Raw genomic sequence first — 23,142 nt, forward strand, 5'->3', positions numbered from 1 at the left:
CAAAACAACTGGCTCTTGGCACCACACATAAGACCGCCACACAAGACCGCAAGGTAAGCACAAAATGACCAAACCCGACCAAACCCAAGCCGCCTCTGCTGATACAATCGTTGTAAACCCCGCCGCTGGCAGCGCAAAAAACATCCCGCGCCCGGAGCAGACGCATTTTTCTGTTTCATCGGGTTTCGCGCAAAGGCTGGCAAAGATGCAGGCCAGCCTGAGCTTTACCTCCTATCAATCCAACCAGCTTTACTTTGTCGGACTAAAGTCTGATGGCGGCGTCAATATTCACCAAACCATGATCCGTAAACCCATGGGCCTGTCCTACGACAGAAATCAAACGCTAACACTCAGCAGCGCATATCAGATCATGCGTTTCGAAAACGTGCTAGAGCCACAAGAGCGGGTCAATCAAGTGTTTGATACCTGCTTTGTTCCCCGGTTGGTTCACGTCACCGGCAACCTCGATGCGCATGATGTCGGTGTGGAAACCCATGGCTCTGCAATCTTTGTGAACACACGGTTCAACTGCTTGGCACGCCCCTCGACGCGCCACAGTTTTGAAGAAATATGGCGGCCACATTTTATTTCAGCGCTGGTGAATGAAGATAGATGCCACCTCAACGGTTTGGCTATGGAGGATGGAGCACCGAAATATGTCACCGCCATAAGCCGCTCTGATACGATCGATGGCTGGCGTGACCGCAGAGCGGATGGCGGCGTTGTGATTGATGTTGCGCAGAACAAAGTCGTCTGCGAGGGCCTCTCTATGCCCCACTCCCCTAGGATGTATAAAGGTGACTTATGGGTGCTGAACTCGGGCACTGGTGAATTGGGCGTGGTCGCGTTCAACACGGCAGGTCAAGGCAGATTTGAACCACGTGTATTTTGCCCCGGCTTCCTGCGTGGATTGAGTTTCCACGGCAATTTGGCCATCGTTGGACTTTCCAAGCCTCGCTATCAGCGCTTTGAAGGGCTTGAGCTGGATGCAAAATTGCAAGCAACAGATAGCGAGCCATGGTGTGGTTTACAGATCATCGATCTGGACACAGGCACTTGCGTTGACTGGCTTCGCATTGATGGGGCAGTGGCAGAACTTTATGATCTTGAAGTGCTCCCAGAGAAAACCTGCCCCATGGCGATCGCACCGGAATCGCCCGAGATTATCAACCTGATCACACACGCAAAATAAAGGTGATTTACTGGCCGCAAGTTTGCCAAACATAGGGCACAAGCTCCGGCGCGCACGAGCCTCGAATTGCTCAATCGCCACTTTATGAACGGCGGATCTTACCGCTTTGACATTCGCCGCCCAAATCAATGCCAAGCCGCACTGGCCAGCACCTGCCTTGTCGGAGCCCGGTTGACTGCATGAGCAAATGCAGAAGAACACTTTGCGAAATGGCCGTTGAACCTAGAGCCCTCTCCCTCACCGGCTTTTCTTTTTGTCGCGAGACATATCTGCGAAAATAGATCATCACTTGCCAAATTATCGCAACGATTTCAAAGACCACATTTTTAGGGCACGCCTAGCCAACCTGTTGGTGTCGCTCACTTGTCTTTTGCCTGCCCAGTCGAGCAGACTAAAAAAACATCAACTAAGCCGCAATGAAACCGAACGCGGCTTAGTCTTCGTTGTCTTGCGAACGCCCCTTAAAACCGGTCGCCACAACAAATTTCTCTGAACTGTCCTGACGCGAACTTGGCGGCTTCATATGCGCGACCTTGGTAAAGTTTTGCTTCAAAACTTTCTGCAATTCGCCCTCCGCGCCGCCCGCCAAAACCTTGGCGACAAATGTTCCGCCATCTGCAAGCACGTCAAACGCGAAATACGCAGCCGCTTCGCACAGGTGCATAATACGCAAATGGTCGGTCTGCTTGTGACCCGAAGAGGACGCCGCCATGTCCGACATCACAACGTCAGCCTGACCGCCAAGCCACCCCTTGACCAGATCATCCGCACCCTCGTCCAGAAAATCGAGGACGTGGAACTCCGCGCCCGCCATGGTTTCTACTTCCTGAAGATCAATACCAAGGATGGTGCCTTGTGCTTTGCCGCGCCGATCGCCCAAAGCATTGATGCGCGGTACGGCGACCTGACACCAGCCGCCGGGGGCGCAGCCAAGGTCGACCACACGTGCGCCGGGCACCAAGAAGCGATATTTGTCATCAACTTCCATGATTTTGAACGCAGCCCGGCCGCGATAGCCTTCGGCCTTGGCGCGTTTCACATAAGGATCATTGAGCTGGCGTTGCAGCCAAAGTGTCGAAGACATGCGCCGCCCACGCGCGGATTTGACCTTTACGGTCAGATCACGCTGGCCGCGTCCTGAATTATTTTTGCCTGTTGGGGTCTTTGCCATGTCTCAATACTCTCTGGACGGTGATCCGAAGCGGGATTCGATTTTTCTAGAAAAATCGGACCCCCTTAATACACCCCATCCTCCAAAACACCATCCGCGCTCATTTGCGCATAAAGCAGCCCCTCGCGCAGCCCGCGATCCGCCACCGAAAGCCGGTCCGTCGGCCAGCACCGCAGCAGCGCTTGCAAAATCGCCGCGCCCGACATGATCAGCGCCTGTCGATCCTGCCCGATCCGCGGATCGCGTCGCCGCCCCGTTGGGCCAAGATCGAGATACATACGGATCACCTTGTCGATCTGATCAGAAGTCATACGCAGACCATCCACCTTGTTGCGGTCATAGCGCTTCAGCCCCAAATGCGAGGCCGCAACAGTCGTGACCGTGCCCGAGGTGCCGACAATCTGAAAACCCTCGCGCGCCTGCACGTCCTTATAGGGCGCAAATTCGGCGAGGTTCTCTTCGAAATACCAACTCATCAAAGCAAACCGCGCAGAATCGTCCTCGACGTCATTGAACTGATCGCGCAGCGTAGCCACGCCAAGGGGCACCGAAATCCAATCCACCACTTTGGCCGCCGCAAAGGGGCTGTCTTGGGTATGAAATCCCGCATGCAGCCGCATAATCGCCTTGGGCCGCTCGCGCTTGGGCACCGCCGTGAGATCGATCCAGACCAGCTCGGTCGAGCCGCCACCGATATCCACCACCAGCAATTGCTCGGTCTTCGTCGACACCAAAGGCGCACAGGAAATCACCGCAAGGCGCGCCTCTTCCTCGGGCTTGATAATATCAAGCGTCAGCCCCGTTTCGCGGGTGATCTGGCGCATGAACCCTGCGCCATTTTCGGCCCGTCGACAGGCTTCTGTCGCCACCAAACGCATACGCTTGACCTTGTGGCGCTTCAGTTTTTGCTGACAGATCCGCAATGCTTGAATCGTGCGCGCCATGGACGCACGAGACAGCTTGCCCGTGCTCTCCAGACCCGCCCCCAACTGGACCGATTTGGAAAAGCTATCGACCACATGAAACTGACTGCCCTTTGGCTGGGCGATCAACATACGGCAACTGTTCGTTCCCAAATCCAGCGCGGCATACAGCTCGGCTGGATCGGGCCGTTTCGGCGCGGGGCTCTCTACCGGTTTCGGGAATGCGCCCGCACCTTTGGGACGCTTGGGCGCCATAGATACGCCCTCCGATTTATCGTGTTACGCTCAGACTACGCGCCGCTGAGCGCCCTCGCAAGTCTCTTGTCATGCGCAGCGCCCTCATAATGAGCATGAAGATTTTGGGCCCGCCGCGCTGTGGCGCACCATGCAGCGCAGCAGATAGGCTAGGCACAGGTTCAAGGGTCGCTGAGGCGCGCCGTTTTGTCGAAATTAGGCCCTGCGTGCGCAGCGCTGTGCAGTAGGACCGTGACAGAGATTTGGGAGTTAGGAATCAGCCATGCCGGACGTAACAATCGTATATTGGCGCGACATCCCCGCGCAGGTGATCGTGGGCAAGGGGCGCAAAGGCTCCAAGCGTCCCCTTGAAGAACGTTTCGAGCAAGCGATCGACCGCGCTGCGATGAAGGTGAACGCCAAGGACGCCGATGCGTATCTTGCAGAGTGGCGCAAAGGCGATCCCTACCCGCTTGAAGGTGATCCGGCAGAAATCGTTGAAGCCGAGGCCCTGCGCCTTGAGCTTGAATATGACAACGAGCGCCTCAAAGCGCTGATCGCCAAGGACGGCTGGGCGTAACGCCCGGGCCGCCGCGCGCATATTATGGGATTGGGAGAGAGACTCATGGGCTTGCTGAACTTCAAGAAAAAACCCGCCTTGAGCGAGAAAACGACAAACGCCGAAGTAGAGGCCTTTCTGAAGGGCTACTCCATTGAGGTTATGCCGCGTACGGCGGAAAAAGTGGACGATTTCACCGCTTTGCTCCCCAAAGGCACGCGCGTCTACATCGCCCATATCGAGGGCACACCGATCGAGGAGATGGTCTCCACCGCCGCGCGCATCAAGCGCGAGGGCTATGATGTCATGCCACATTTCCCCGCACGCATCATCAAAGACGAGGCGATGCTTGCCGACTGGATCGCGCGCTACAGTGGCGAAGCGGACGTCAATCAGGCACTCCTGCTCGCAGGCGGCGTTGCCAAGCCTCACGGCGCTTTTGAAAGCTCCATGCAGCTGATGGAAACCGGTCTCTTCGATAAGGCAGGTTTCAAACGCCTGCACGTCGCGGGCCACCCCGAGGGCAACAAGGACATCGACCCGAGCGGTTCAGATGCCAACGTGATGGATGCCCTGCGCTGGAAGCAGTCCTTTAATGAACGCACAGACGCTGAAATGGCGCTCGCCACGCAGTTCGCCTTTGAAGCAAAGCCGATCATCGCATGGGCGGACGCCATCAAGGAGGCAGGCATCGACATCCCGATCCATATCGGCATCGCAGGCCCTGCCAAGCTGCAAACGCTCATTAAATTCGCGATCGCTTGCGGCGTTGGCCCCTCGCTCAAAGTGCTGCAAAAGCGCGCGATGGATGTGACCAAGCTGTTGCTGCCCTACGAGCCGACGGATGTTCTGGCCGAACTTGCTGCGCACAAGGCTGCAAATCCTGATTTCAACATCAGCCATGTCCACTTCTTTCCCCTTGGCGGCATCAAAACCAATGCCAACTGGGCCATTGAAAACGGCGGCACCTCTGGCCGCCCCGCAAACGCATCTTAAGGACTGACCTATGACTCGCACGATTATCGAGAGCAAAACCAAAACCGCCATTATGGGCTTCGATCAGCCCTTCTGCGTGATTGGGGAGCGGATCAATCCAACAGGGCGCAAAATCCTGAACGAAGAATTGGAGCGCGGTGATTTCAGCCGCGTAGAGGCCGATGCCATTGCGCAGGTTGCCGCCGGCGCAAACATTCTTGATATTAACTCCGGTGCGGTGTTTTCGGGCCTGATGGCCAGCGATCCACGCTATGCGGACAACAACTTTGTTGAGCCGACGCTGATGCGACAGTTGATCGAAGTTGTGCAGGCTGTCACCGATTGCCCTCTCTGCATCGACAGTTCCGTTCCCGGCGCTTTGGAAAGCGGCCTGGCCGCTGCTGAGGGTCGCCCATTGCTGAATTCTGTCACAGGCGAAGAAGAGCGGCTGGAACTGGTTCTGCCGCTTGTCAAGAAATACAACGTGCCAGTCGTGGCGATTTCCAACGACGACACGGGCATTTCCGAAGACCCCGATGTGCGTTTCGCCGTCGCCAAGAAGATCGTGGAGCGCGCCGCAGATTTCGGTATTCCCGCGCATGATATCGTGGTCGATCCGCTAGTGATGCCGATCGGCGCGATGGGCACGGCTGGTTTGCAAGTGTTCACGCTGGTGCGACGCCTTCGCGAAGAATTGGGTGTGAACACGACCTGCGGTGCGTCCAACATTTCCTTTGGCCTGCCCAACCGTCACGGCATCAACAATGCGTTCCTGCCTATGGCGATGGGCGCAGGCATGACCTCGGCGATTATGAACCCGGTTGCTTTGGCGACGGGCGTTACCAAGATTGCGGAGAAGCGCGCCGAAGTGGAAGCGGCGGGCATCGTGATCCCCGAAGGTATGGATGACGAAGCGTTCTGCCGGATGTTCGGCATCGGCTCCACCAAGCCGCGCGCGGGCAAGGAAATGGAAGCGATCCGCGCGGCCAATTTCCTGACCAACAACGATGAGGGTGGCGGCGAGTGGATCAAAGCCAACAAAGTCGCGCCGAAAGCGGGACAAGAAGGGCGCGGGCGCGCCGCTCGCACAGGCGGGCGTCGTCGCGGTTAAGTAAAAATTTACGAAAACATGTAAAACCCGTGTCCATGACACGGGTTTTTCGCATTTCCAGCCCTGCCCCTTGGCAGAATCAAATTTTCGGCACGAAGTCAGATATCGTGCGCCGCTCGATTTCCAGCGTCGAGCGTGAAATCGGACGCGAAGCCCTGGAACTGGAGGTACGCAAGCGCGGGTTTCATATGATAGAGGCCGCAGGGCAATTCATCATTATCTGCTCGCCTGATCCGCTGCGCGTGATCTGTTGAAATCCTTCTGCGAAGGATTTCAGCGTGAATTTTCTTCTTCTAAGAAAATCGAGAATTGCAAAACTCTTCGCAGAAGGGTTTTGTGTTGGGAATTCTTCGCAGAAGAATTTCTGGATCACGCATAATAAAGCGATGTCCCATCCTTGAATACTTGCACTTTGCCCGGCTGCGCCGTCAGGCGTACGGTCTTGCCGCGAATGCCCTCATGAATACCCGGCAGTTTACCGATCACCGGATCGCCCCCCGCGCGCGGCTCGAAATACAAAAGCGTCACCTCCCCGAGGGCCTCCACGAAATCTACTTTTCCTTCAAAGACATAGCTCTCGCCCGCCTCCACCAGATCCTCCGGCCGCACGCCAATATTCACCGCCGCGCCCATATCGCCCGCGACGCTTGGCGCATCGGATATCGCCATGCCGCCGCCATCCAGTGCGACTTTGGTTTGCGTGCCCACATCCACAATCTTGCCCGGCAAAAGGTTCATCGCGGGCGAGCCGATGAACTGCGCCACGAACTCATTCTCGGGGCGCTCGTAAAGCTGCAAAGGCGTGCCAACCTGTGCGATGCCTTTGTTGGCTAAAACCACAATACGGCTGGCCAGCGTCATCGCTTCGACCTGATCGTGGGTAACGTAGATCATCGTGCTTTGCGGCATCTGTTCTTTCAGGCGCGCGATCTCGATCCGCGTCGCCACGCGCAAGGCCGCATCGAGGTTTGAGAGCGGCTCGTCAAACAGATAGACCTTGGGGTCGCGCACAATAGAGCGGCCAATCGCAACGCGCTGGCGTTGCCCGCCGGACAGCGCCTTGGGCAGGCGATCCAGAAATTCCGTCAATTGCAGTTTGTCCGCAGCAGCGTTTACCGCAGCATCGATTTCCCCCGCGCTTTTCTTCGCCAGCTTCAACGCAAAGGCCATGTTGTCGCGCACGGTCATGTGTGGATAAAGCGCGTAGCTTTGGAACACCATCGCAATGCCGCGCTGGCTCGGGGGCACGTTGTTGACCACCTGCCCGTCGATTTCGAGCACCCCGCCAGTGATCTTTTCAAGGCCTGCGATCATGCGCAGCAAAGTGGATTTGCCGCAGCCCGAAGGACCAACGAAAACAATCAACTCGCCCGTCTTGATATCGAGGTCGATATCTTTGAGCACTTCGACCGCGCCGCCATATGTCTTTGCGACATCCCGTAGTTTCAGATCAGCCATATCCCGTCCCCCAATTACGCTATCGCGCGCAAGATCGCAGCGCCCCAAGGCGCCAGCAATACAGTGCCGTTTACCAGATCAGCGCCGTTAAGCACTGCGCCTGCATTCTCGAAATCACCTTCGACATCAACGCGTTGCGCCGCGTCCGAGAGGTTCACCATACAGAGCAAAGTCTCGCCCTCGAATGTGCGCTCGAAGCGAACGACGTCGCCGATTGCGCTCAGGCGGCCTTGGGCACCTTTGGCAAGGATCGGCATATCACGCCGATAGGCCAGCGCACGGCGATAAAAGTGCAGCATCGCGTCCGGATCGCTTTCCTGCTCCGCGACGGAGCGGTGTAAATGCTCGTGCACGACAGGCAACCAAGGCTTGCCCAGCGTGAAGCCGCCATAGGCATTCGAGGGTTCCCAGACCATCGGTGTGCGGCAACCGTCGCGGCCTTTGAACTCGGGCCAGAACTCGATGCCATAGGGGTCCTGCAAGTCCTCAAAGGCGACATCGGCCTCGGGCAGTCCCAGTTCTTCGCCCTGATAAAGGCAAACCGAGCCGCGCAGCAACAAGAGCAGTGTCAGATAGGCTTGTTGCGCCGCGTCGCTCAGGTTCCAGCGCGTCGTGTGGCGGATGACATCGTGATTGGAGAGCGCCCAGCAAGCCCAGCCATCGGCGGCAACGCGATCAAAACGATCGAACACCTGCGCAATACGCGGCGCAGTGAGCGGCTCTTTCTCAAGGAACTCAAAGGCATAGCACATGTGCACGCCCTGATCGCCTTTGGTATACTCCCCCAAAAGCTCCAGTCCGAACTGCGCATCGCCCACTTCGCCCACGGCCGCAACACCGGGGTATTCATCAAGCACCGCGCGGTAGCGCGCGAGGAAGCCAAGGTTCTCAGGTTGGTTCTTGGAATGCACGTGGCGCTGGTGATTATAGGGGTTCACCGACGGCGCGATGGTACTGTTGCGCTCCTCGGGCGGTAGCGCGGGATTGTCGCGCAGCTGGGCGTCGGCGTAGTAAAAGTTGATCGTATCGAGGCGGAACCCATCAACCCCGCGCTCCAGCCAGAAGCGCGTCGCATCCAGCAGCGCATCCTGAACGTCCGTGTTGTGAAAGTTCAGATCAGGCTGCGAGGTCAGAAAGTTGTGCAGGTAATATTGCTCGCGCCGTCCGTCCCATTGCCACGCAGAGCCACCAAAAATCGACAACCAGTTGTTCGGCGGCGTGCCATCGGGTTTGGGGTCGGCCCAGACGTACCAGTCGGATTTGGCATTGTCGCGCGACTGGCGGCTTTGGGAAAACCACGGGTGCTGATCGGAGGTATGCGAGAGCACCAGATCGATCATCACCTTAAGGCCCAAACCATGCGCTTTTTCGATCAGCGCATCAAAATCTCCGATCGTGCCAAACATCGGATCAACATCGCAGTAATCGCTGACATCATAGCCGAAATCCTTCATCGGCGAGCGAAAAAACGGCGAAATCCAGATCGCATCCGCGCCAAGCGAAGCGACATGATCAAGGCGTTGGGTGATGCCGGCAAGATCGCCCGTGCCATTGCCGGTACTGTCTTGAAAGCTGCGCGGGTAAATCTGGTAGATCACGGCACCGCGCCACCAATCAGTGTCTTTAGCGCGCTCGGAGATGTGTAGGGTTTGTGTCATAGCGTTCATTTATGTCAAATTGTCCTAAGAGGTTACTTTACAGAGCCGGCCAGAAGGCCGCGCACCAGATATTTTTGCATCGCGAAAAAGACCAGCAGCGGCACCGAGATCGACACGAAGGCCGAGGTGGCTAGAATTTCCCAATTACCGCCACGCGTACCTAACAGCTCGACAATCTGTTTCGTCATCACCGTGGTCTCGCCCGTCGCATCAATCAGGAATACAAGGCTGACCAGAAGGTCGTTCCAGGTCCACAGGAACTGGAAGATCGCGAAACTGGCGAGCGCGGGAAAGCTCAGCGGCAGAATGATCTTGGTGAATATCTGGAATTCCGTCGCCCCGTCCACGCGGGCATTTTCGATGATATCGCGCGGCAATCCAACCATGTAGTTCCGCAATAAATAGATCGCCAGCGGCAGGCCAAAGCCGGTATGGGCAAGCCAGACGCCAATATACCCCTTGCCGATGCCAATCCCCAAATGCAGACGCAGCAGCGGGATCAGCGCCAATTGCAAAGGCACCACCAGAAGCGCCACGACAAAGGCGATCAAAAGTGCGCGGCCCGGAAAGTCCATCCAGGCCAGCGCATAGGCGGCAAAGGCGGCGATCAGGATCGGAATTACCGTTGCGGGGATAGTGACGGTCAGCGTGTTGAAGAAGGCTTTGGACAGGTTGTCGGTCGCATCGCCCGAGATCAGAACAGTGCGATAATTGTCCAGCGTGAATTCTGGCGGCGTCGTCGCCGTCACAAAAATGCGCGCGCCGCGATTGCCCTCGAAGGGCACCGGGTTTTGCATGCGGTAGCTGCCATCGGCTTGCACCGTCACCGTGCCGCCGCGGCGCAGCTCGGCGGTATCGCCAGCGGTGAAACTGTCAATCTCGCGGCTGGAAATCCCCCAAACGCTGATCACTGCGTCTTTGCCTTCCTCGAACAGATTGCCCTCGATCACGTAAAGCCCGTCCACCTCGTTTTGGGTTTCGGGCGCGTTGGCGCGCAGGGTCAGGTTCTGCTCGGAGGGGAACATCGCCTTCCACCAACCGGAGGTGGCGATTTGATCGGATGTTCGAAATGACGACACCAAAAGCCCCACCGTCGGGAACAGCCAGAGCGCGACAAGCGCAACGACCGACAAATGCACCGCCCATGTCAGGGATGATTTCGTACCAGCAATGTTATCCATTACTTCATCTCCTTGCGGGCATTGTAGACATTCCAGATCAGGATCGGCGTCACCAGAAGCATGATCACCATGGCACTCGCAGAACCGACGCCCCAATCATTGGCGCGGAACAGCTTGTCGTACATGTAGTTGGCCAGAACCTGCGTTTCCCATTGCCCGTTGGTCATGGCGAAGACGATGTCGAAGACCTTGAGCACAACAATGGTGATGGTGGTCCAGACGACCACGATGGTGCCCATAATTTGCGGCACTTTGATCTTGAAGAATATCTGGAACGGATTGGCCCCATCCACGATCGCAGCTTCGATGGTTTCTTCTGGAATACCGCGCAGGGCGGCCGACAGGATCACCATAGCGAAACCCGTCTGGATCCAGATTAGGACCGCCATCAACATGAAGCTGTTCCAGAACGGCACGGTTAGCCATTGCTGCGGCTCGTTACCCGAAAGCGTCACGTAGATTGCGTTCATGATGCCGATCTGTTCGGTCCCGGGGGGGCGCGCGTCATAGACCAGCTTCCAGATCACCGCCGCGCCGACGAAAGAGATCGCCATGGGCATGAAAATCAACGACTTGGCAATGCTGCCCCATCTGATCCGGTCGGTCAGCTGCGCCGCCAAAAGGCCAAACGCGGTGGACAGCGCAGGCACAACGATCAGCCAGAGCATGTTGTTGCGCATCGCTTCCCAGAACTTCGGTTCGCCCATCATCTGTGCGTAATTGGCGAGGCCCACGAAATCATAGGTGGTAGAGCCATCGGGCTGTGTCACGCGCTCTGTCAATGACAGGCGGATCGTCTCAATCACCGGATAGGCAAGGTAGAGACAAAGCGCGAAAAGCGCGGGAAACAGGAATAGCCAAGGGCGCACAAGGTTCGCGCGATTGATGTTGCGCCCTGCCTTGGGCCCGCTTGGCGGATAAATGAATTTGTCCAGAACGACATTGGAGAGCCAAAAGTAACCGATACAGCCACCCACGCCCATAAAGATGGTCACAAGACCCAAAAGTGCCGGATGCAATGTCTCTCTCCCCAGAAGAAATGCGATCCGCCCGCACAAAACGGCGGGCGGATCATTGACGTCAGGTCGTTACTTCAAACCATCCCAGGACTGCTGGATCGCGCTGGCCACTTCGCCCGCATCCTTGCCACCTGCGTAATCCACCATGCCAGTCCAGAACGAACCCGCACCAACGCCGCCGGGCATCAGATCGGATGCGTCAAAGCGGAAAGTTGTCGCGCCAAGCAGGATGTCATTCATCTTTGCCGTCGGCTCGTCAGAGAACTTGGCGCGGTCCACGCCTTTGTGCGGCGTCAGGAAACCACCCAGCGCCATCCATGCTTCATGCGCTTCGGGTGTTTTGAGATATTCCACCAGCGCATGTGCGCCCGCGCTCTCATTGGTGATAGCCCAGAGCGTGCCAGCCCCCAAAACCGGCGCGCCAAGGTCTTTATCCGCATAGGCCGGGAAGTAGAAGAAGTCAGCATCAGCGCCCACTTCTGTCCCCTCGGGGAAGAACGCTGGAATGAAGCTGGCTTGACGGTGCATGTAGCACTGGGGCGGGCTTGCAAAAAGACCCTTGGGGCTATCGCGGAAATCAGTCGAGGCAACTGCGCCTGCGCCGCCGGCGACATAGTCATCGTTACGGGCAAATGCGCCGAATTCCTCGATGGCCGCAATCACCTTGGGATCGTCGAACTTCATCTCATTAGAGACCCATGCGTCATAATCTGCAGGGCTTTGCGTGCGCAGCATCATGTCCTCGACCCAGTCGGTCGCAGGCCAGCCTGTTGCGCCGCCCGATCCCAGACCGATGCACCAAGGCGTGCCGCCATCTGCGACGATCTGATCGCTAAGCGCTTTCAGCTCTTCCATCGTGGAGGGGATATCATAGCCCGCATCCTCGAAATTCTCGGGGCTGTACCAGACCAGCGATTTCACATCGACCTTGTAGAAGAAGCCATAAAGGCTGTCGCTGCCGTCCGCGCCCGCATAGGTGCCCAGATCGACCCAGGACTGGCCCGCCGCGTAATTGTCACGCACCCAGGCGTCCGTGCCGTCCTTGAGCGGCGTCAGAAAGCCGCGCGCTGCCATGTCCGACGCAAGCCCCGGCTGCGGAAAAACCGCAACATTGGGCGCTGATCCGGCTTCGGCATCGACCATGATCTGCTGCTCGAAACTGTCGGAGCCTACGTAGCGCACATCTGCGCCGGTCTTGGCCGCAAAGCCTGCCAAAACCTTTTCAACAGTTTCCTGATCCGGCCCAAGCCAAGGACCAAAGACGGTGACTTGCTCACCCGCCAAATCTTGCGCATGGCCAAGGCCTGCGGTGAGTGCGAACACGGCCGTGCCTGCGCAGAGGAATTTTTTCATGAATGTTCTCCCAAACTTTAGGCCCGCGAAACTCTGCGGGCACCTCCCGATCATCTTTCAATTTGCGCTGCGATTCCATTTCACTTGACAGATTAACCAAAGCGCTTTGATACACTGTAGCATCGACATTCGCCCCATTAAGTCAACACAGTAAATTCGTATCAAACGTAATATTTTATGCGGCAATGCAGCAATTCATGTAAAATCAACTTCCCCTTTGACGCCCTTACAGTTTCGCGGCTATCAAAGGAAAATTGAAAGCGCTTTGAACCGAAGACAGGACGCAGAAACCGTGAACCTAAAAGAACTTGCAGAGCTTTTGGGCCTGTCCCAGACCACGGTCAGCCGCGCGCTGAACGGCTATCCAGAGGTGTCCGAGGCAACGCGCACCCGTGTGCAGCGCCTTGCACAGGCGCATAATTACAGCCCGAACGCGCGCGCCAAAGGTCTGGCCACGGGGCGCGCCCATGCGATCGGCCATGTGATTCCCATTAGCGGCAGCCATGAAATGGTGAACCCGGTGTTTGGCGATTTCATCTCGGGCGTTGGCGAGGTTTACGCGCGCGAGGGCTATGATTTGATGATGTCTGTGGTGCCCAGCGACGATGAATTGCCCGCCTATCGCGACATGCTGGCACGCAGCTCTGTTGACGGGGTCGTGCTGCATGCGCCGATGATGGACGAGCCGCGCATCGCGCTCATGCGTGAGCTTGGCCTGCCCTTCATCGTGCATGGCCGCGCCTCGAACGAGGCCAAGCCCTACGCCTGGCTGGACGTGAACAACAAATCCGCCTTCCTGCGCGCCAGCGATTTCCTGCTTGATCTGGGGCATCGCCGCATCGCCCTGATCAACGGCGACGAAAGCAAGGATTTCGCCCATCGCCGCCGCGAGGGATATCTCGAAGCACTGGCAGCGCGCGGGCTTACGCCCGAGCCAGCCCTGATGCGTTCGTCTGAAATGACCGAAGTTTTCGGCTATCAATCCGCGCGCGATATGCTTGCAGGCGCAAATCCACCATCGGCGTTTCTTGCGGCCTCGATGATCACCGCCATCGGCATTCGCCGTGCGATCGAAGACGCGGGCCTGCGCATGGGCCGCGATATTTCGGTCGTCACCTTCGACGATGATCTGAGCTACCTCAAGAACGGCAGCGACGTGCCGATCTTCACCGCCTGCCGATCGTCAGTGCGCAGCGCAGGCGTGCAGCTTGCCGAAATGTTGCTACGCCAGATCGCCGATCCAAGCGCGCCGCCGGAAACACGATTACTGGAGGTGGAGCTGATCGCAGGGCGCTCTACCGGTCCTGTGAGGGTTTGACAGATGGATAAATTCAACTGGACCCGCACCGATTTCCCCGAAGGGTTTCTGTTCGGAACCGCGACCTCATCCTATCAGATCGAAGGGCACGGCTTTGGCGGCGCGGGGCGCACGCATTGGGATGACTTCGCCGCGACACCGGGCAATGTGGTGCGCGCAGAAAACGGCGCGCGCGCCTGCGATCACTACCACCTCTACGAACAGGACCTCGATCTGGTCGAGGCGGCAGGGTTTGATGCCTACCGCTTTTCCATCTCTTGGGCGCGCGTCATGCCAGAGGGGCGCGGCGCGATAAACCAAGAGGGCCTCGATTTCTACGATCGCCTGACTGATGCGATGCTCGAGCGCGGGCTGAAACCTTGTGCCACGCTCTATCACTGGGAACTGCCCTCCCCGCTCGCGGACCTTGGCGGTTGGCGCAACGGCGATATCGCACACTGGTTTGGCGATTATACCGATGTCATCATGGGCAAAATCGGCGATCGCATGCACTCGACCGCGCCCATAAATGAACCGTGGTGCGTTGGCTGGCTGTCGCACTTCCTTGGAGCGCACGCGCCGGGCCTGCGCGATATTCGCGCCACCGCGCGCGCGATGCACCATGTTCTGCTCGCCCATGGCACCGCGACCCAGCGGATGCGCGCCCTTGGCATGGGCAACCTTGGCGGCGTGTTCAATTTCGAGTTTCCCCATCCCGTCGATCAAAGCGCAAAAGCCATTGAGGCCGCCGCTCTGTATGATGAATACTATAACCAGTTCTTTCTGAGCGGAATTTTCCACGGCACATATCCCGCGCGCGTTCTGCACGCGTTCGAGCCACATCTGCCAAGTGGCTGGCAGGATGATTTCAAAGTGATCCAAAGCCCGCTCGATTGGGTCGGGCTGAACTACTACACCTGCAAACGCATTGCGCCAAATGACGGCCCTTGGCCCGGCCATCACGAAGCGGCTGGTCCTTTGCCGAAAACCCAGATGGGCTGGGAAATCTACCCCGAGGGTCTGCACCATTTCCTGATGCGCACCCAGCGGGATTATACCGGCGATCTGCCGCTGTTGGTCACAGAGAACGGCATGGCCAATGCGGATGTCATTAAGGATCAAGCGGTGCATGATCCCGAACGCATCGCATATGTCGACCTTCATCTGGACGCGATCCGGCGCGCGATCGCCGACGGCGCGCCGGTTAAGGGCTATTTCCTGTGGTCGCTCCTGGACAATTATGAATGGGCGCTGGGCTTTGAAAAACGCTTTGGCGCGGTGCATGTGGATTTCGACACGCTCATACGCAGGCCCAAATCATCGTATTTTGCCCTGCAAAGCGCCTTGCGGCGTTAGCGCAAACACCCTACGAAATGCCTATGAAACATGACGCCCCCCTGATCCTTGCCGCTGATATCGGCGGCACCAACACCCGCCTTGCGCTGCTGGACGGCACGCAGTTGCGCGCGGCAAGCGTGTCGCGCTACGCCAATGCCAAGGCCGACAATCTCGAAGAAATCCTGCGCAACTACCTTGGCGCGCAGGGCACCGCGCCCGATGCCGTCAGCCTTGCGCTTGCCGGTCCTGTGACGGGCGATCACGGACGCCTGACCAATCTGGACTGGAGCATCACCACACAAGGGGCAAGCGAGGCCACGGGCGGCGCAAAGGCGTTTTTGCTCAATGATTTGCAAGCGCAGGGACATGCGTTGCCCTATCTCGGGCAAAGCGCTCTCACGCACGTGCAGTGCGCCGCGCCCCAATGTGGTGAACCCGCCGCGAATGCACAGGCACCATGCTTGATGATCGGCCTTGGCACAGGCATGAACGTCGCCCCCGTGCACCGCTTGGGCGCGCGCACCTACGTGCCCCCCGCCGAAGCAGGCCACACCAGTTTTGCGCCTCAAGATCAGGCACTTAAGGAGTTCAACACGGCGCTCGCCGCGCGTATCGGCCATGTCGCCTCCGAGGATGTTCTCTCCGGGCGCGGGCTTGAGCATGCCTATCTGCACACTGCCGGAGCACCTTTGCCTGCGGTCGAGATCATGGCGCTTTGCGCTGCAGGCGACGCCCCTGCCCTAAGCGCCGCCGCGCTGGTGATACGCGCGCTTGGCCATTTTGCGGGCGATATGGCCCTGACCCATCTGCCGCGCGGCGGCGTCTATCTTGTCGGCGGCGTCGCGCGCGCGCTTGCGCCCTACTTCGATGATCTGGGCTTTGCCGCCAGTTTCGCCGCCAAGGGCCGTTTCAGCGATTTCATGGCACAATTTGCCGTTCATGTGGTGAAGGATGATTACGCCGCTCTCATCGGTGCCGCCTCTTATGCGCAAGAGTGTATAGGCGCGCGCGAACAGCCCTTTTGATCCGCTTAGAATCTCCCTATGCTTTGTGGCAGGCAAAGCTGGGGGCCTGAAAATGGTAGATTCGATCGATTACGGAAATCTGATGCACGATGCGATGCGCGGGCTGATCAAGACCGTGCTGCGCAACGTCAAGGCCGATGGCCTGCCCGGAGAACATCATTTCTTCATCACCTTCGACACCACCCACCCCGGCGTCGAAATTGCCGATTGGCTGCGCGAACGCTATCCATCCGAGATGACCGTCGTGGTGCAGCACTGGTTCGACAATCTCGACGTTCGCGAGGACGGGTTTTCCATCACCTTGAATTTCGGCGATGCCCCCGAGCCTTTGGTCATCCCCTTCGAAGCCCTACGCACTTTCGTTGATCCCTCCGTCGAATTCGGTCTGCGCTTCGAGAGCGGCGATGAGGACGAGGATGAACCGGCCCTGCATTCTGTCGAGGATGACATTCCGGATGCGGACACCGTCGATGTGATCCCCGAAGAGGCACCCGCAAAGCCCAAGAAAGCCGCCGAAGTCGTCTCTCTGGATGCGTTTCGCAAGTAATTTACGCCGCTTTTGTCCTATGTCGGTGTCCCCGTGCGCGTGTTAGCAGTTGATATGGATGTGCCTTCCGCCCTATACGGCATGCGATTGTATACACAGACCTGAGACACGCAGGAGACCCCCATGTCCCAAAATCAGCCCCAAACCCGCACGGAAACAGACAGCTTCGGCCCCCTTGAGGTTCCCGTCGATAAATACTGGGGCGCGCAGACACAGCGCTCGATCATGAATTTCCCGATTGGCTGGGAAAAGCAGCCCATCGCCATCGTGCGCGCGCTTGGCGTGATCAAACAGGCCTGCGCCATGGCCAACAAGGCCTCTGGCGATCTCGACCCCAAGCTGGCCGATGCGATCATCGCCGCCGCAGGCGAAGTCATCGAGGGCAAGTTCGACGACAACTTTCCGCTGGTCGTGTGGCAAACTGGCTCCGGCACGCAGAGCAACATGAATTCCAACGAGGTCATCGCCAATCGCGCGATTGAAATGCTCGGCGGCACCATCGGCTCCAAAGACCCTGTGCATCCCAATGATCACTGCAATATGGGCCAGTCATCGAATGACACCTTCCCCACGGCCATGCACATCGCAGCCGCCATGATGGTGCGCGACACGCTTTTGCCGGGCCTGCATCAACTGCTCGCAGGGCTTGAAGCAAAAACCGAAGAGTTCAAGGACATCATCAAGATCGGCCGCACCCATACGCAGGACGCAACACCGCTCACGCTTGGTCAGGAATTTTCCGGTTACGCGCATCAGATCCGCCAAGGTATCGCGCGTATCGAGCTGTGCCTGCCCGGCATCTACGAGCTCGCCCAAGGCGGCACAGCGGTCGGCACCGGTCTCAACACCAAACACGGCTGGAGCGAAACCGTCGCGGCGCATATGGCCGATATCACCGATCTGCCCTTCGTCACTGCCCCGAATAAATTCGAGGCACTGGCAGCGCATGACGCCATGGTCTTCATGTCCGGCGCTTTGGCGACCGTGGCGGGTTCTTGCTACAAGATCGCTTCCGATATGCGCCTGCTCGGCTCCGGCCCGCGCTCCGGCCTTGGCGAATTGATCCTGCCCGAGAACGAGCCAGGCAGCTCGATCATGCCCGGCAAAGTGAACCCGACGCAAGCCGAAGCACTCACGCAGGTCGCAGCGCACGTCATGGGCAACGACGCCGCAATCAAATTTGCAGGCTCGCAGGGGCATTTTGAACTCAACGTCTATAACCCGATGATGAGCTATAACCTTTTGCAATCCATGCAGCTTTTGGGCGATGCAACCGCGAGCTTTACCGAGCGGATGCTGAACGGCACCAAGGCGAACGAGCCGCGCATCGACAAACTGATGAAGGAAAGCCTGATGCTGGTAACCGCGCTTGCGCCAACCATCGGCTATGACAACGCCACGAAAGTTGCCAAAACCGCCCATAAGAACGGCACGACCCTAAAGGAAGAGGCGATCGCGCTTGGCTTTGTGGACGCGGAAACGTTCGATCGCGTTGTGCGCCCCGAAGATATGATCGGCCCCAAGTAGATGGGCAAACCGGTCAATCTCAACCGGTTTCGCAAACAAAAGGCGCGCGCCGAGAAATCCGCGCGCGCCGATCAGAACGCCGTGCTGAACGGTTTACCCAAAGCTGCGATCGCCCGAGCAAAGGCGCAAAGCGATCTGGAAGCAAAGCTGCTCGACGCTGCCAAGCGCTATGAGAACGATTCAGATTAGCATCAAATTCTCGCCGCAATTCTCTGCCAGACGTAGGGAAATCTATAGGTAAGGCAAGGACCCCAATGTCTCAGGTCGAGCAAACTCATGAAGTCCCACGCGCTCAGATGATCGCGATCCGCCGCGCGCGTCGCTACCTCAAGACCAATGCGGGCACGCTTGCGCGTGTGCTCAACGCCTATAAATCCGCTGCGCGCAACGGCACCCAGCGCGGCTATCTGGCAGAGCGATGATGCAGCGCCCCCAAAAACGCAGTCTAACCTTGAAAGGACATCGAACATCGGTGTCCCTAGAGGATGCGTTCTGGGATGCGTTTCGTGATATCGCCCGCGACAAAGGCCGTGCAATCAATGACTTGGCTGCAGAAATTGATGCACTTCGGGGTAGCGAATGTGGCCTCGCCTCCGCCATCCGCCTCTTTGTTCTGCAGCATTACCGCCAGCCCCAATAGCACGCGGTCACCCCGCTTCATCTTGCCAATAAACTCAAATCCAACGCTTGCCAAACGCGCCTAAGTCTCGCGTTTCTCCAGCCGCAGAAAAATCCCGTCCTTGGCACGCACTGTAAGATGCGCCACCGGTTCGGGCGGCGCGCGATCAGTCAAGACCACGCGATGTTTTTGCAAAATCATCGACAGAATCAGCACCCCTTCGATCATCGCAAAACCCGCCCCTGTGCACACACGGGCGCCACTTGAGAACGGCATATAGGCCTCTCGCATACATTTTTTCCCGTTTTCCGTACCCCAGCGTTTAGGGTCAAACCCGTCCGGATTATCCCAAAGCCGCTCATGGCGATGCAAATGCCAAGGGCTGAGCACGATCTGACTGCCCACCTTGATATCGCGATCGCGAAACCGCTCGGGACAGCTATTCTGGCGCACCATCATCGGCACAGGCGGATAAAGCCGCAAGGTTTCGCGAAACACATCGCGGCTGATGCGCAGTTTGGAAATCGAGGCAAAGTCATTCGACAACCCCGCCTGCGCCTCGCTCGCCACCTTTTCTTGCCACTCGGGAAAAAGCGCCATCAAGTACAGCGCCCAAGCCAGCGCCGATGCGCTGGTTTCATGCCCCGCCAAAAAGAAAATCGCGACTTGATCGACCATCTCTTCGGTGCTGAAGGTCTCGCCCGTTACTGGATCTACCGTCGTCATGATCTTTGTCGCCAGATCGTCCGGCGCATCCCCTGCCTTGATCTGCGCCATGCGCTCCGCCGTCAATTGCGTGATCAACGCTCGGATTTTCGCCGCCGATTTGCGCGTATCCGAGCGGAAGAACCGCGGCATCCAGCGCGGCAGCGGAATAAAGGCCGCGATGTTCAAAATCGGCTGGCTGCGCTGATAGGCGCGAAACTCATGAAACACTTCCGAGGCAATCTCATGCTCGATCGGGATCGAGAACAGCGTGCGAAAGATCACATCCGCCGCAGCGTGGCTGGTATGCTCCTCGATCTCGACCTCGCAGCCCACTTCCCCCGCCAGTCGCGCCACCGCCGCCTCTGACGCGGCCCAAATCGCTGGAAATATCTCGCGCAGACGCCCACCTTCAAAGGCCGGATCGATGATGCGCCGCTGCCGCTTCCAGGTCTCACCATTGGTCAGGAACACGCTCTCACCCAGTAAAGGGCGCAGCCCCTCACTGATACGCGAACTCTTGGGGAAATCATCGGGGCGCTCTTTAAGCACCGTTTTCACCAGTTCTGGCTGATTCACCAGATAAGAGCGGAAAAACGGCGTGCGAAACTCCGCCATCCAGGCGCGATAGAGCTTGGCAGGCTGCGCCGACAGAATATCGCGGCGAAACAATTTTGCGTATTGGCGCAGGCTCACCTTGTCGGCCCGCGATTTAGGCTTGGGCGGGATCATGGCGCGAGGCTCGTGAAACGGTTCACAGGAGCTTCAATACGGCTCTTTGACGGTACGCGCGTGCCATAGCGTTGCAAAAGCGTTTGAGGCCCAGCCGTGATCTGGAAATAATCATAATCCTTGGGCGCATCGAACGCGCAAAGATATTGAAAATGCAGCCGGAAAAATTTCCAACGCAGCTCGCGCCACCGCTCGGGGCTAAGGGACTGAGTAAAGGCCGCAGAGAACACCAAAGGCTGTTTCTTATCCTGCGGCGCAACCCCGCTCACGCTTACAGGATCACATAGCGCAAAGGCGCAGCCATCACCGGGCGCGGTCACATCTACCCAGAACGGGCGGTCTTGGCTCGCCATATAGGCCAGATCAGCGCGCAAACGCCACGCTTCTGGCAGGAAAGATACCATAGGCACCACTTGCCCAAGTGTGAGAAAGCTAAGCTCTGGCCCCGCCTCTTGCATCCCTTTGGCGCGCAACAAATCCGCAAGCACAGACACACCAATATGTGCGCCAGAGGAATGACCGATGACCAGCACCTCATCGGCATCCCCCTCCATCGCCTCGCCAATCCGCGTGACAAATTCGCCCATACGCACCTCAAGCTCCGCAGGGTTCGCCCCGCGCGTGCGCGCTGAATAGGCGTAGTCGTGCATCAGGTAATAGGCGAAAAACTTGTTATCCTTGCGTCGGAAAAAATCGAGAATGCCGTAGGCAAGCAACGCGCCAAGCCCCCAACCAAGCGCCGCACCAACGCCAGACGGCAAAATCGTCTGCACACCTTGCGCAATCCCATACGCCGCCAACCAAGCCAGAGACGCCTGCACTAGCAAAAATCCCACCGGATACAGCGCCGCAATCACCGGCCCCTTGCGCAGCCGCATCAGCCGCCACAAAGCGCCGGTGCTGATATAGGTCCAAGCTGTCTGCGCCATGACGCCATAAGTCGAAGCAATGCCCATATTCATGCTCACCTTGACCATATCGGCCCAATAAAGCACTTCGATTTCGCTCTCGACTTGCGCGCCATCAATCAACGCGCTCACATGCCAGCCATAAGGCCCCTTGCCCTGCTTGGGTTTAAGACCAATCTCATAGCCCGTAATCTCGGCCTGCGCCGCACTTTCCTTGCGATAAAGCTCGCGGTAGCGGCGCGGATGGAACGGATCATAGCCGGGAATGTAAAACACCCGCCGCCTGTGCACCTCTTTGCCTTGCTCACTCATCCGCCACACCCTTTTGCGCTCAACATCACGCTAGCGCGCAGATTTGGCAAGAGTGTGACGCCCTTCCCCCTTCTTCGGTCCGAAAATACCTCAGGGAGGGGTCCGGGGAGGGACAGCGTCCCTCCCCAGCCTGTCGGAGCGCTTTAGCGATCCGAAATCCTAGCCCAATGCGCCGAGGGCTGGAAATGTTTCCAAAAGCCAAAAAGCAAAGAGCGAAAACGCCCCCGTCAGCATGGCAAGCCCGACCGCAATCAGCAGCACACCTGAAATCTTCTCGATCAAACCCATATGCCGCTTGATCCGCGTCATTACGCCCATGGCACGGTCGATGAAAAACGCAGCCAGCAGAAACGGAATTCCAAGACCAAGCGCATAAACACCAAGTAGCGTGGTGCCGCGCACAACATCTGCCTCAGAGGCCGCTAGCGAGAGGATCGCACCAAGTTGCGGGCCAATGCAAGGCGTCCAGCCGAAGGCAAAGGCAAGGCCCAGAACATAGGCACCAAAGGCACTGCCACCGCGATCCCCCGCATCAAGGCGCGCCTCGCGATCAAGAAAACCGATGCGATAAACACCCAGAAAATGCAGGCCAAAAATGATGATCACAACGCCCGCAATTTGCCCGAACAGTACCTGATTTTGCAAGAAAAACGCCCCGAACACCGATGCTGTAAACCCGAGCAGCAAAAAGATCGTAGACAGACCCATCACAAAGAAGATCGCCGCGATTCCGGTTTGGCGCCGCGCCGCGCGCGTGCCTTGCATTTCCGGTACGCTGACCCCGCTCATGAAGGCCAGATAGGGCGGCACGATGGGCAAAACACAGGGGCTAAGGAACGAAACGATGCCAGCCAGCAGCGCCACGATCATGGCAGGCGCGAGGCCCGCTGATATGATATCGATTCCGAACATATACACCGTGTAACAGGGCACACAGGCCAGTGAAAAGTCACAAGGACGTGGACAGAGTGTAACATCGCACCTAAATGAGACTCATGCGATACCACCTTGATGCCATCGGGCTGCTTTGCCCCCTTCCCGTCCTCAAAGCGCGCAAGCGATTGCAGCCGCTTACCCCCGGTGACGAGCTGGAAATACGCGCGGATGATCCTGCTGCAATCGTCGATGTGCCGCATTTTTGCGCCGAAGCCGGCCACACGCTTATCGAAACGCGCGAGGAAGGCGATGTACAGATTTACGTGATCCGTAAAGCGCGCTGATTGTCCGGAGATACAGAAGTGAAACGGAAAACGCCGCGCAAACCACGCGGCGTTTTCTTTATTTTTGATCCCTAGACA

Annotated in this window: 24 protein-coding genes; 14 read left to right on the top strand and 10 right to left on the bottom strand. The window is 57.9% G+C overall.

Going from position 1 to position 23,142, the window contains the following annotated elements:
• Positions 1-64: 64 nt before the first annotated feature.
• Positions 65-1,192 (top strand): TIGR03032 family protein, encoded by a 1,128-nt coding sequence (locus tag B9P63_RS11455; RefSeq protein WP_085308848.1) that lies wholly within the window; start codon positions 65-67, stop codon positions 1,190-1,192.
• Between the two features lie 433 nt (positions 1,193-1,625).
• Here B9P63_RS11455 and B9P63_RS11460 read toward each other — a convergent pair whose 3' ends face one another.
• Positions 1,626-2,363: an RlmE family RNA methyltransferase gene (locus tag B9P63_RS11460; protein ID WP_085308850.1), complete on the bottom strand. Its 738-nt coding sequence runs from the start codon at positions 2,361-2,363 to the stop codon at positions 1,626-1,628.
• A gap of 65 nt (positions 2,364-2,428) precedes the next feature.
• The gene (locus tag B9P63_RS11465) at positions 2,429-3,541 is read right to left on the bottom strand and encodes a Ppx/GppA phosphatase family protein (protein WP_085308852.1); all 1,113 of its coding nucleotides are present in this window, start codon (positions 3,539-3,541) and stop codon (positions 2,429-2,431) included.
• A 262-nt stretch (positions 3,542-3,803) separates the two neighbouring features.
• Here B9P63_RS11465 and B9P63_RS11470 point away from each other — a divergent pair, with 262 nt between their 5' ends.
• From B9P63_RS11470 to B9P63_RS11485, 4 genes are read left to right on the top strand one after another with little or no spacing between them, the layout of a single operon-like run.
• Entirely contained in the window at positions 3,804-4,100 is a 297-nt protein-coding gene (locus B9P63_RS11470) for a virulence factor (protein WP_085308854.1), read from the top strand.
• 45 nt (positions 4,101-4,145) lie between these two features.
• Positions 4,146-5,075, top strand: a complete 930-nt coding sequence (locus B9P63_RS11475) for a methylenetetrahydrofolate reductase (RefSeq protein ID WP_085308856.1) — start codon at positions 4,146-4,148, stop codon at positions 5,073-5,075.
• A gap of 10 nt (positions 5,076-5,085) precedes the next feature.
• Positions 5,086-6,165 carry a methyltetrahydrofolate cobalamin methyltransferase gene (locus tag B9P63_RS11480; protein ID WP_085308858.1) on the top strand — a complete coding sequence of 360 codons (1,080 nt, stop codon included), beginning with the start codon at positions 5,086-5,088 and terminating at the stop codon, positions 6,163-6,165.
• Between the two features lie 35 nt (positions 6,166-6,200).
• Complete coding sequence (locus B9P63_RS11485) at positions 6,201-6,419, top strand: hypothetical protein (protein ID WP_085308860.1); 219 nt, start codon at positions 6,201-6,203, stop codon at positions 6,417-6,419.
• Positions 6,420-6,534: 115 nt separating this feature from the next.
• On the opposite strand, the gene B9P63_RS11490 is transcribed toward B9P63_RS11485, so the two are convergent.
• From B9P63_RS11490 to B9P63_RS11510, 5 genes are all read right to left on the bottom strand, one after another.
• Entirely contained in the window at positions 6,535-7,623 is a 1,089-nt protein-coding gene (locus B9P63_RS11490; protein ID WP_085308862.1) for an ABC transporter ATP-binding protein, read from the bottom strand.
• A gap of 14 nt (positions 7,624-7,637) precedes the next feature.
• A complete protein-coding gene (locus B9P63_RS11495; protein ID WP_085308864.1) occupies positions 7,638-9,290 on the bottom strand; it encodes an alpha-amylase family glycosyl hydrolase in 1,653 nt (550 codons plus the stop codon).
• 23 nt (positions 9,291-9,313) lie between these two features.
• Complete coding sequence (locus B9P63_RS11500) at positions 9,314-10,462, bottom strand: carbohydrate ABC transporter permease (protein WP_085308866.1); 1,149 nt, start codon at positions 10,460-10,462, stop codon at positions 9,314-9,316.
• Entirely contained in the window at positions 10,462-11,481 is a 1,020-nt protein-coding gene (locus B9P63_RS11505; protein WP_085308868.1) for a carbohydrate ABC transporter permease, read from the bottom strand. The genes B9P63_RS11500 and B9P63_RS11505 overlap by 1 nt, the downstream gene beginning before the upstream one ends.
• Positions 11,482-11,550: 69 nt before the next feature.
• On the bottom strand, positions 11,551-12,834 hold the full coding sequence (locus B9P63_RS11510; RefSeq protein ID WP_085308870.1) for an ABC transporter substrate-binding protein: 1,284 nt from the start codon (positions 12,832-12,834) through the stop codon (positions 11,551-11,553).
• A 292-nt stretch (positions 12,835-13,126) separates the two neighbouring features.
• Between B9P63_RS11510 and B9P63_RS11515 the strand changes: the two genes are divergently transcribed.
• The 8 genes from B9P63_RS11515 (at position 13,127) to B9P63_RS11545 (ending at position 19,208) form a co-directional block, all read left to right on the top strand.
• The gene (locus B9P63_RS11515; RefSeq protein ID WP_085309238.1) at positions 13,127-14,152 is read left to right on the top strand and encodes a substrate-binding domain-containing protein; all 1,026 of its coding nucleotides are present in this window, start codon (positions 13,127-13,129) and stop codon (positions 14,150-14,152) included.
• 3 nt (positions 14,153-14,155) lie between these two features.
• A complete protein-coding gene (locus B9P63_RS11520) occupies positions 14,156-15,487 on the top strand; it encodes a GH1 family beta-glucosidase (RefSeq protein ID WP_085308872.1) in 1,332 nt (443 codons plus the stop codon).
• 23 nt (positions 15,488-15,510) lie between these two features.
• Positions 15,511-16,494, top strand: a complete 984-nt coding sequence (locus tag B9P63_RS11525; protein WP_085308874.1) for a glucokinase — start codon at positions 15,511-15,513, stop codon at positions 16,492-16,494.
• Between the two features lie 52 nt (positions 16,495-16,546).
• Positions 16,547-17,041, top strand: a complete 495-nt coding sequence (locus B9P63_RS11530) for an SspB family protein (RefSeq protein ID WP_085309239.1) — start codon at positions 16,547-16,549, stop codon at positions 17,039-17,041.
• 123 nt (positions 17,042-17,164) lie between these two features.
• Complete coding sequence (gene fumC / locus B9P63_RS11535) at positions 17,165-18,568, top strand: class II fumarate hydratase (RefSeq protein ID WP_085308876.1); 1,404 nt, start codon at positions 17,165-17,167, stop codon at positions 18,566-18,568.
• The gene (locus tag B9P63_RS11540) at positions 18,569-18,757 is read left to right on the top strand and encodes a DUF4169 family protein (RefSeq protein WP_085308878.1); all 189 of its coding nucleotides are present in this window, start codon (positions 18,569-18,571) and stop codon (positions 18,755-18,757) included.
• Positions 18,758-18,822: 65 nt separating this feature from the next.
• The gene (locus tag B9P63_RS19225; protein ID WP_176219149.1) at positions 18,823-18,990 is read left to right on the top strand and encodes a hypothetical protein; all 168 of its coding nucleotides are present in this window, start codon (positions 18,823-18,825) and stop codon (positions 18,988-18,990) included.
• Complete coding sequence (locus B9P63_RS11545; RefSeq protein WP_085308880.1) at positions 18,987-19,208, top strand: ribbon-helix-helix domain-containing protein; 222 nt, start codon at positions 18,987-18,989, stop codon at positions 19,206-19,208. The genes B9P63_RS19225 and B9P63_RS11545 overlap by 4 nt, the downstream gene beginning before the upstream one ends.
• Before the next feature lie 60 nt (positions 19,209-19,268).
• Here the strand turns inward: B9P63_RS11545 and B9P63_RS11550 are convergent, their stop codons facing one another.
• The 3 genes from B9P63_RS11550 to B9P63_RS11560 form a co-directional block, all read right to left on the bottom strand.
• The gene (locus B9P63_RS11550) at positions 19,269-20,624 is read right to left on the bottom strand and encodes a cytochrome P450 (RefSeq protein WP_085308882.1); all 1,356 of its coding nucleotides are present in this window, start codon (positions 20,622-20,624) and stop codon (positions 19,269-19,271) included.
• Positions 20,621-21,844, bottom strand: coding sequence for a hypothetical protein (locus B9P63_RS11555; protein ID WP_085308884.1), 1,224 nt, complete (start codon positions 21,842-21,844; stop codon positions 20,621-20,623). Before B9P63_RS11555 ends, B9P63_RS11550 begins: the two co-directional genes overlap by 4 nt.
• Before the next feature lie 159 nt (positions 21,845-22,003).
• Complete coding sequence (locus B9P63_RS11560) at positions 22,004-22,756, bottom strand: cytochrome c biogenesis CcdA family protein (RefSeq protein ID WP_085308886.1); 753 nt, start codon at positions 22,754-22,756, stop codon at positions 22,004-22,006.
• A gap of 83 nt (positions 22,757-22,839) precedes the next feature.
• Between B9P63_RS11560 and B9P63_RS11565 the strand changes: the two genes are divergently transcribed.
• On the top strand, positions 22,840-23,064 hold the full coding sequence (locus tag B9P63_RS11565; RefSeq protein ID WP_425439745.1) for a sulfurtransferase TusA family protein: 225 nt from the start codon (positions 22,840-22,842) through the stop codon (positions 23,062-23,064).
• The last annotated feature ends 78 nt before the right edge of the window (positions 23,065-23,142 follow it).

Source organism: Planktotalea arctica, assembly GCF_002105285.1.
Classification (GTDB): domain Bacteria; phylum Pseudomonadota; class Alphaproteobacteria; order Rhodobacterales; family Rhodobacteraceae; genus Planktotalea; species Planktotalea arctica.

Coding starts and splice junctions, on each gene's coding strand:
- B9P63_RS11480 (WP_085308858.1), top strand. CDS start 5,086: ATGACTCGCACGATTATCGAGAGCAAAACCAAAACCGCCATTATGGGC.
- B9P63_RS11470 (WP_085308854.1), top strand. CDS start 3,804: ATGCCGGACGTAACAATCGTATATTGGCGCGACATCCCCGCGCAGGTG.
- fumC (WP_085308876.1), top strand. CDS start 17,165: ATGTCCCAAAATCAGCCCCAAACCCGCACGGAAACAGACAGCTTCGGC.
- B9P63_RS11490 (WP_085308862.1), bottom strand. CDS start 7,623: ATGGCTGATCTGAAACTACGGGATGTCGCAAAGACATATGGCGGCGCG.
- B9P63_RS11545 (WP_085308880.1), top strand. CDS start 18,987: ATGATGCAGCGCCCCCAAAAACGCAGTCTAACCTTGAAAGGACATCGA.
- B9P63_RS11555 (WP_085308884.1), bottom strand. CDS start 21,844: ATGAGTGAGCAAGGCAAAGAGGTGCACAGGCGGCGGGTGTTTTACATT.
- B9P63_RS11510 (WP_085308870.1), bottom strand. CDS start 12,834: ATGAAAAAATTCCTCTGCGCAGGCACGGCCGTGTTCGCACTCACCGCA.
- B9P63_RS11520 (WP_085308872.1), top strand. CDS start 14,156: ATGGATAAATTCAACTGGACCCGCACCGATTTCCCCGAAGGGTTTCTG.
- B9P63_RS11465 (WP_085308852.1), bottom strand. CDS start 3,541: ATGGCGCCCAAGCGTCCCAAAGGTGCGGGCGCATTCCCGAAACCGGTA.
- B9P63_RS11540 (WP_085308878.1), top strand. CDS start 18,569: ATGGGCAAACCGGTCAATCTCAACCGGTTTCGCAAACAAAAGGCGCGC.
- B9P63_RS11485 (WP_085308860.1), top strand. CDS start 6,201: ATGACACGGGTTTTTCGCATTTCCAGCCCTGCCCCTTGGCAGAATCAA.
- B9P63_RS19225 (WP_176219149.1), top strand. CDS start 18,823: ATGTCTCAGGTCGAGCAAACTCATGAAGTCCCACGCGCTCAGATGATC.
- B9P63_RS11475 (WP_085308856.1), top strand. CDS start 4,146: ATGGGCTTGCTGAACTTCAAGAAAAAACCCGCCTTGAGCGAGAAAACG.
- B9P63_RS11565 (WP_425439745.1), top strand. CDS start 22,840: ATGCGATACCACCTTGATGCCATCGGGCTGCTTTGCCCCCTTCCCGTC.
- B9P63_RS11455 (WP_085308848.1), top strand. CDS start 65: ATGACCAAACCCGACCAAACCCAAGCCGCCTCTGCTGATACAATCGTT.
- B9P63_RS11460 (WP_085308850.1), bottom strand. CDS start 2,363: ATGGCAAAGACCCCAACAGGCAAAAATAATTCAGGACGCGGCCAGCGT.
- B9P63_RS11530 (WP_085309239.1), top strand. CDS start 16,547: ATGGTAGATTCGATCGATTACGGAAATCTGATGCACGATGCGATGCGC.
- B9P63_RS11525 (WP_085308874.1), top strand. CDS start 15,511: ATGAAACATGACGCCCCCCTGATCCTTGCCGCTGATATCGGCGGCACC.
- B9P63_RS11560 (WP_085308886.1), bottom strand. CDS start 22,756: ATGTTCGGAATCGATATCATATCAGCGGGCCTCGCGCCTGCCATGATC.
- B9P63_RS11500 (WP_085308866.1), bottom strand. CDS start 10,462: ATGGATAACATTGCTGGTACGAAATCATCCCTGACATGGGCGGTGCAT.
- B9P63_RS11495 (WP_085308864.1), bottom strand. CDS start 9,290: ATGAACGCTATGACACAAACCCTACACATCTCCGAGCGCGCTAAAGAC.
- B9P63_RS11550 (WP_085308882.1), bottom strand. CDS start 20,624: ATGATCCCGCCCAAGCCTAAATCGCGGGCCGACAAGGTGAGCCTGCGC.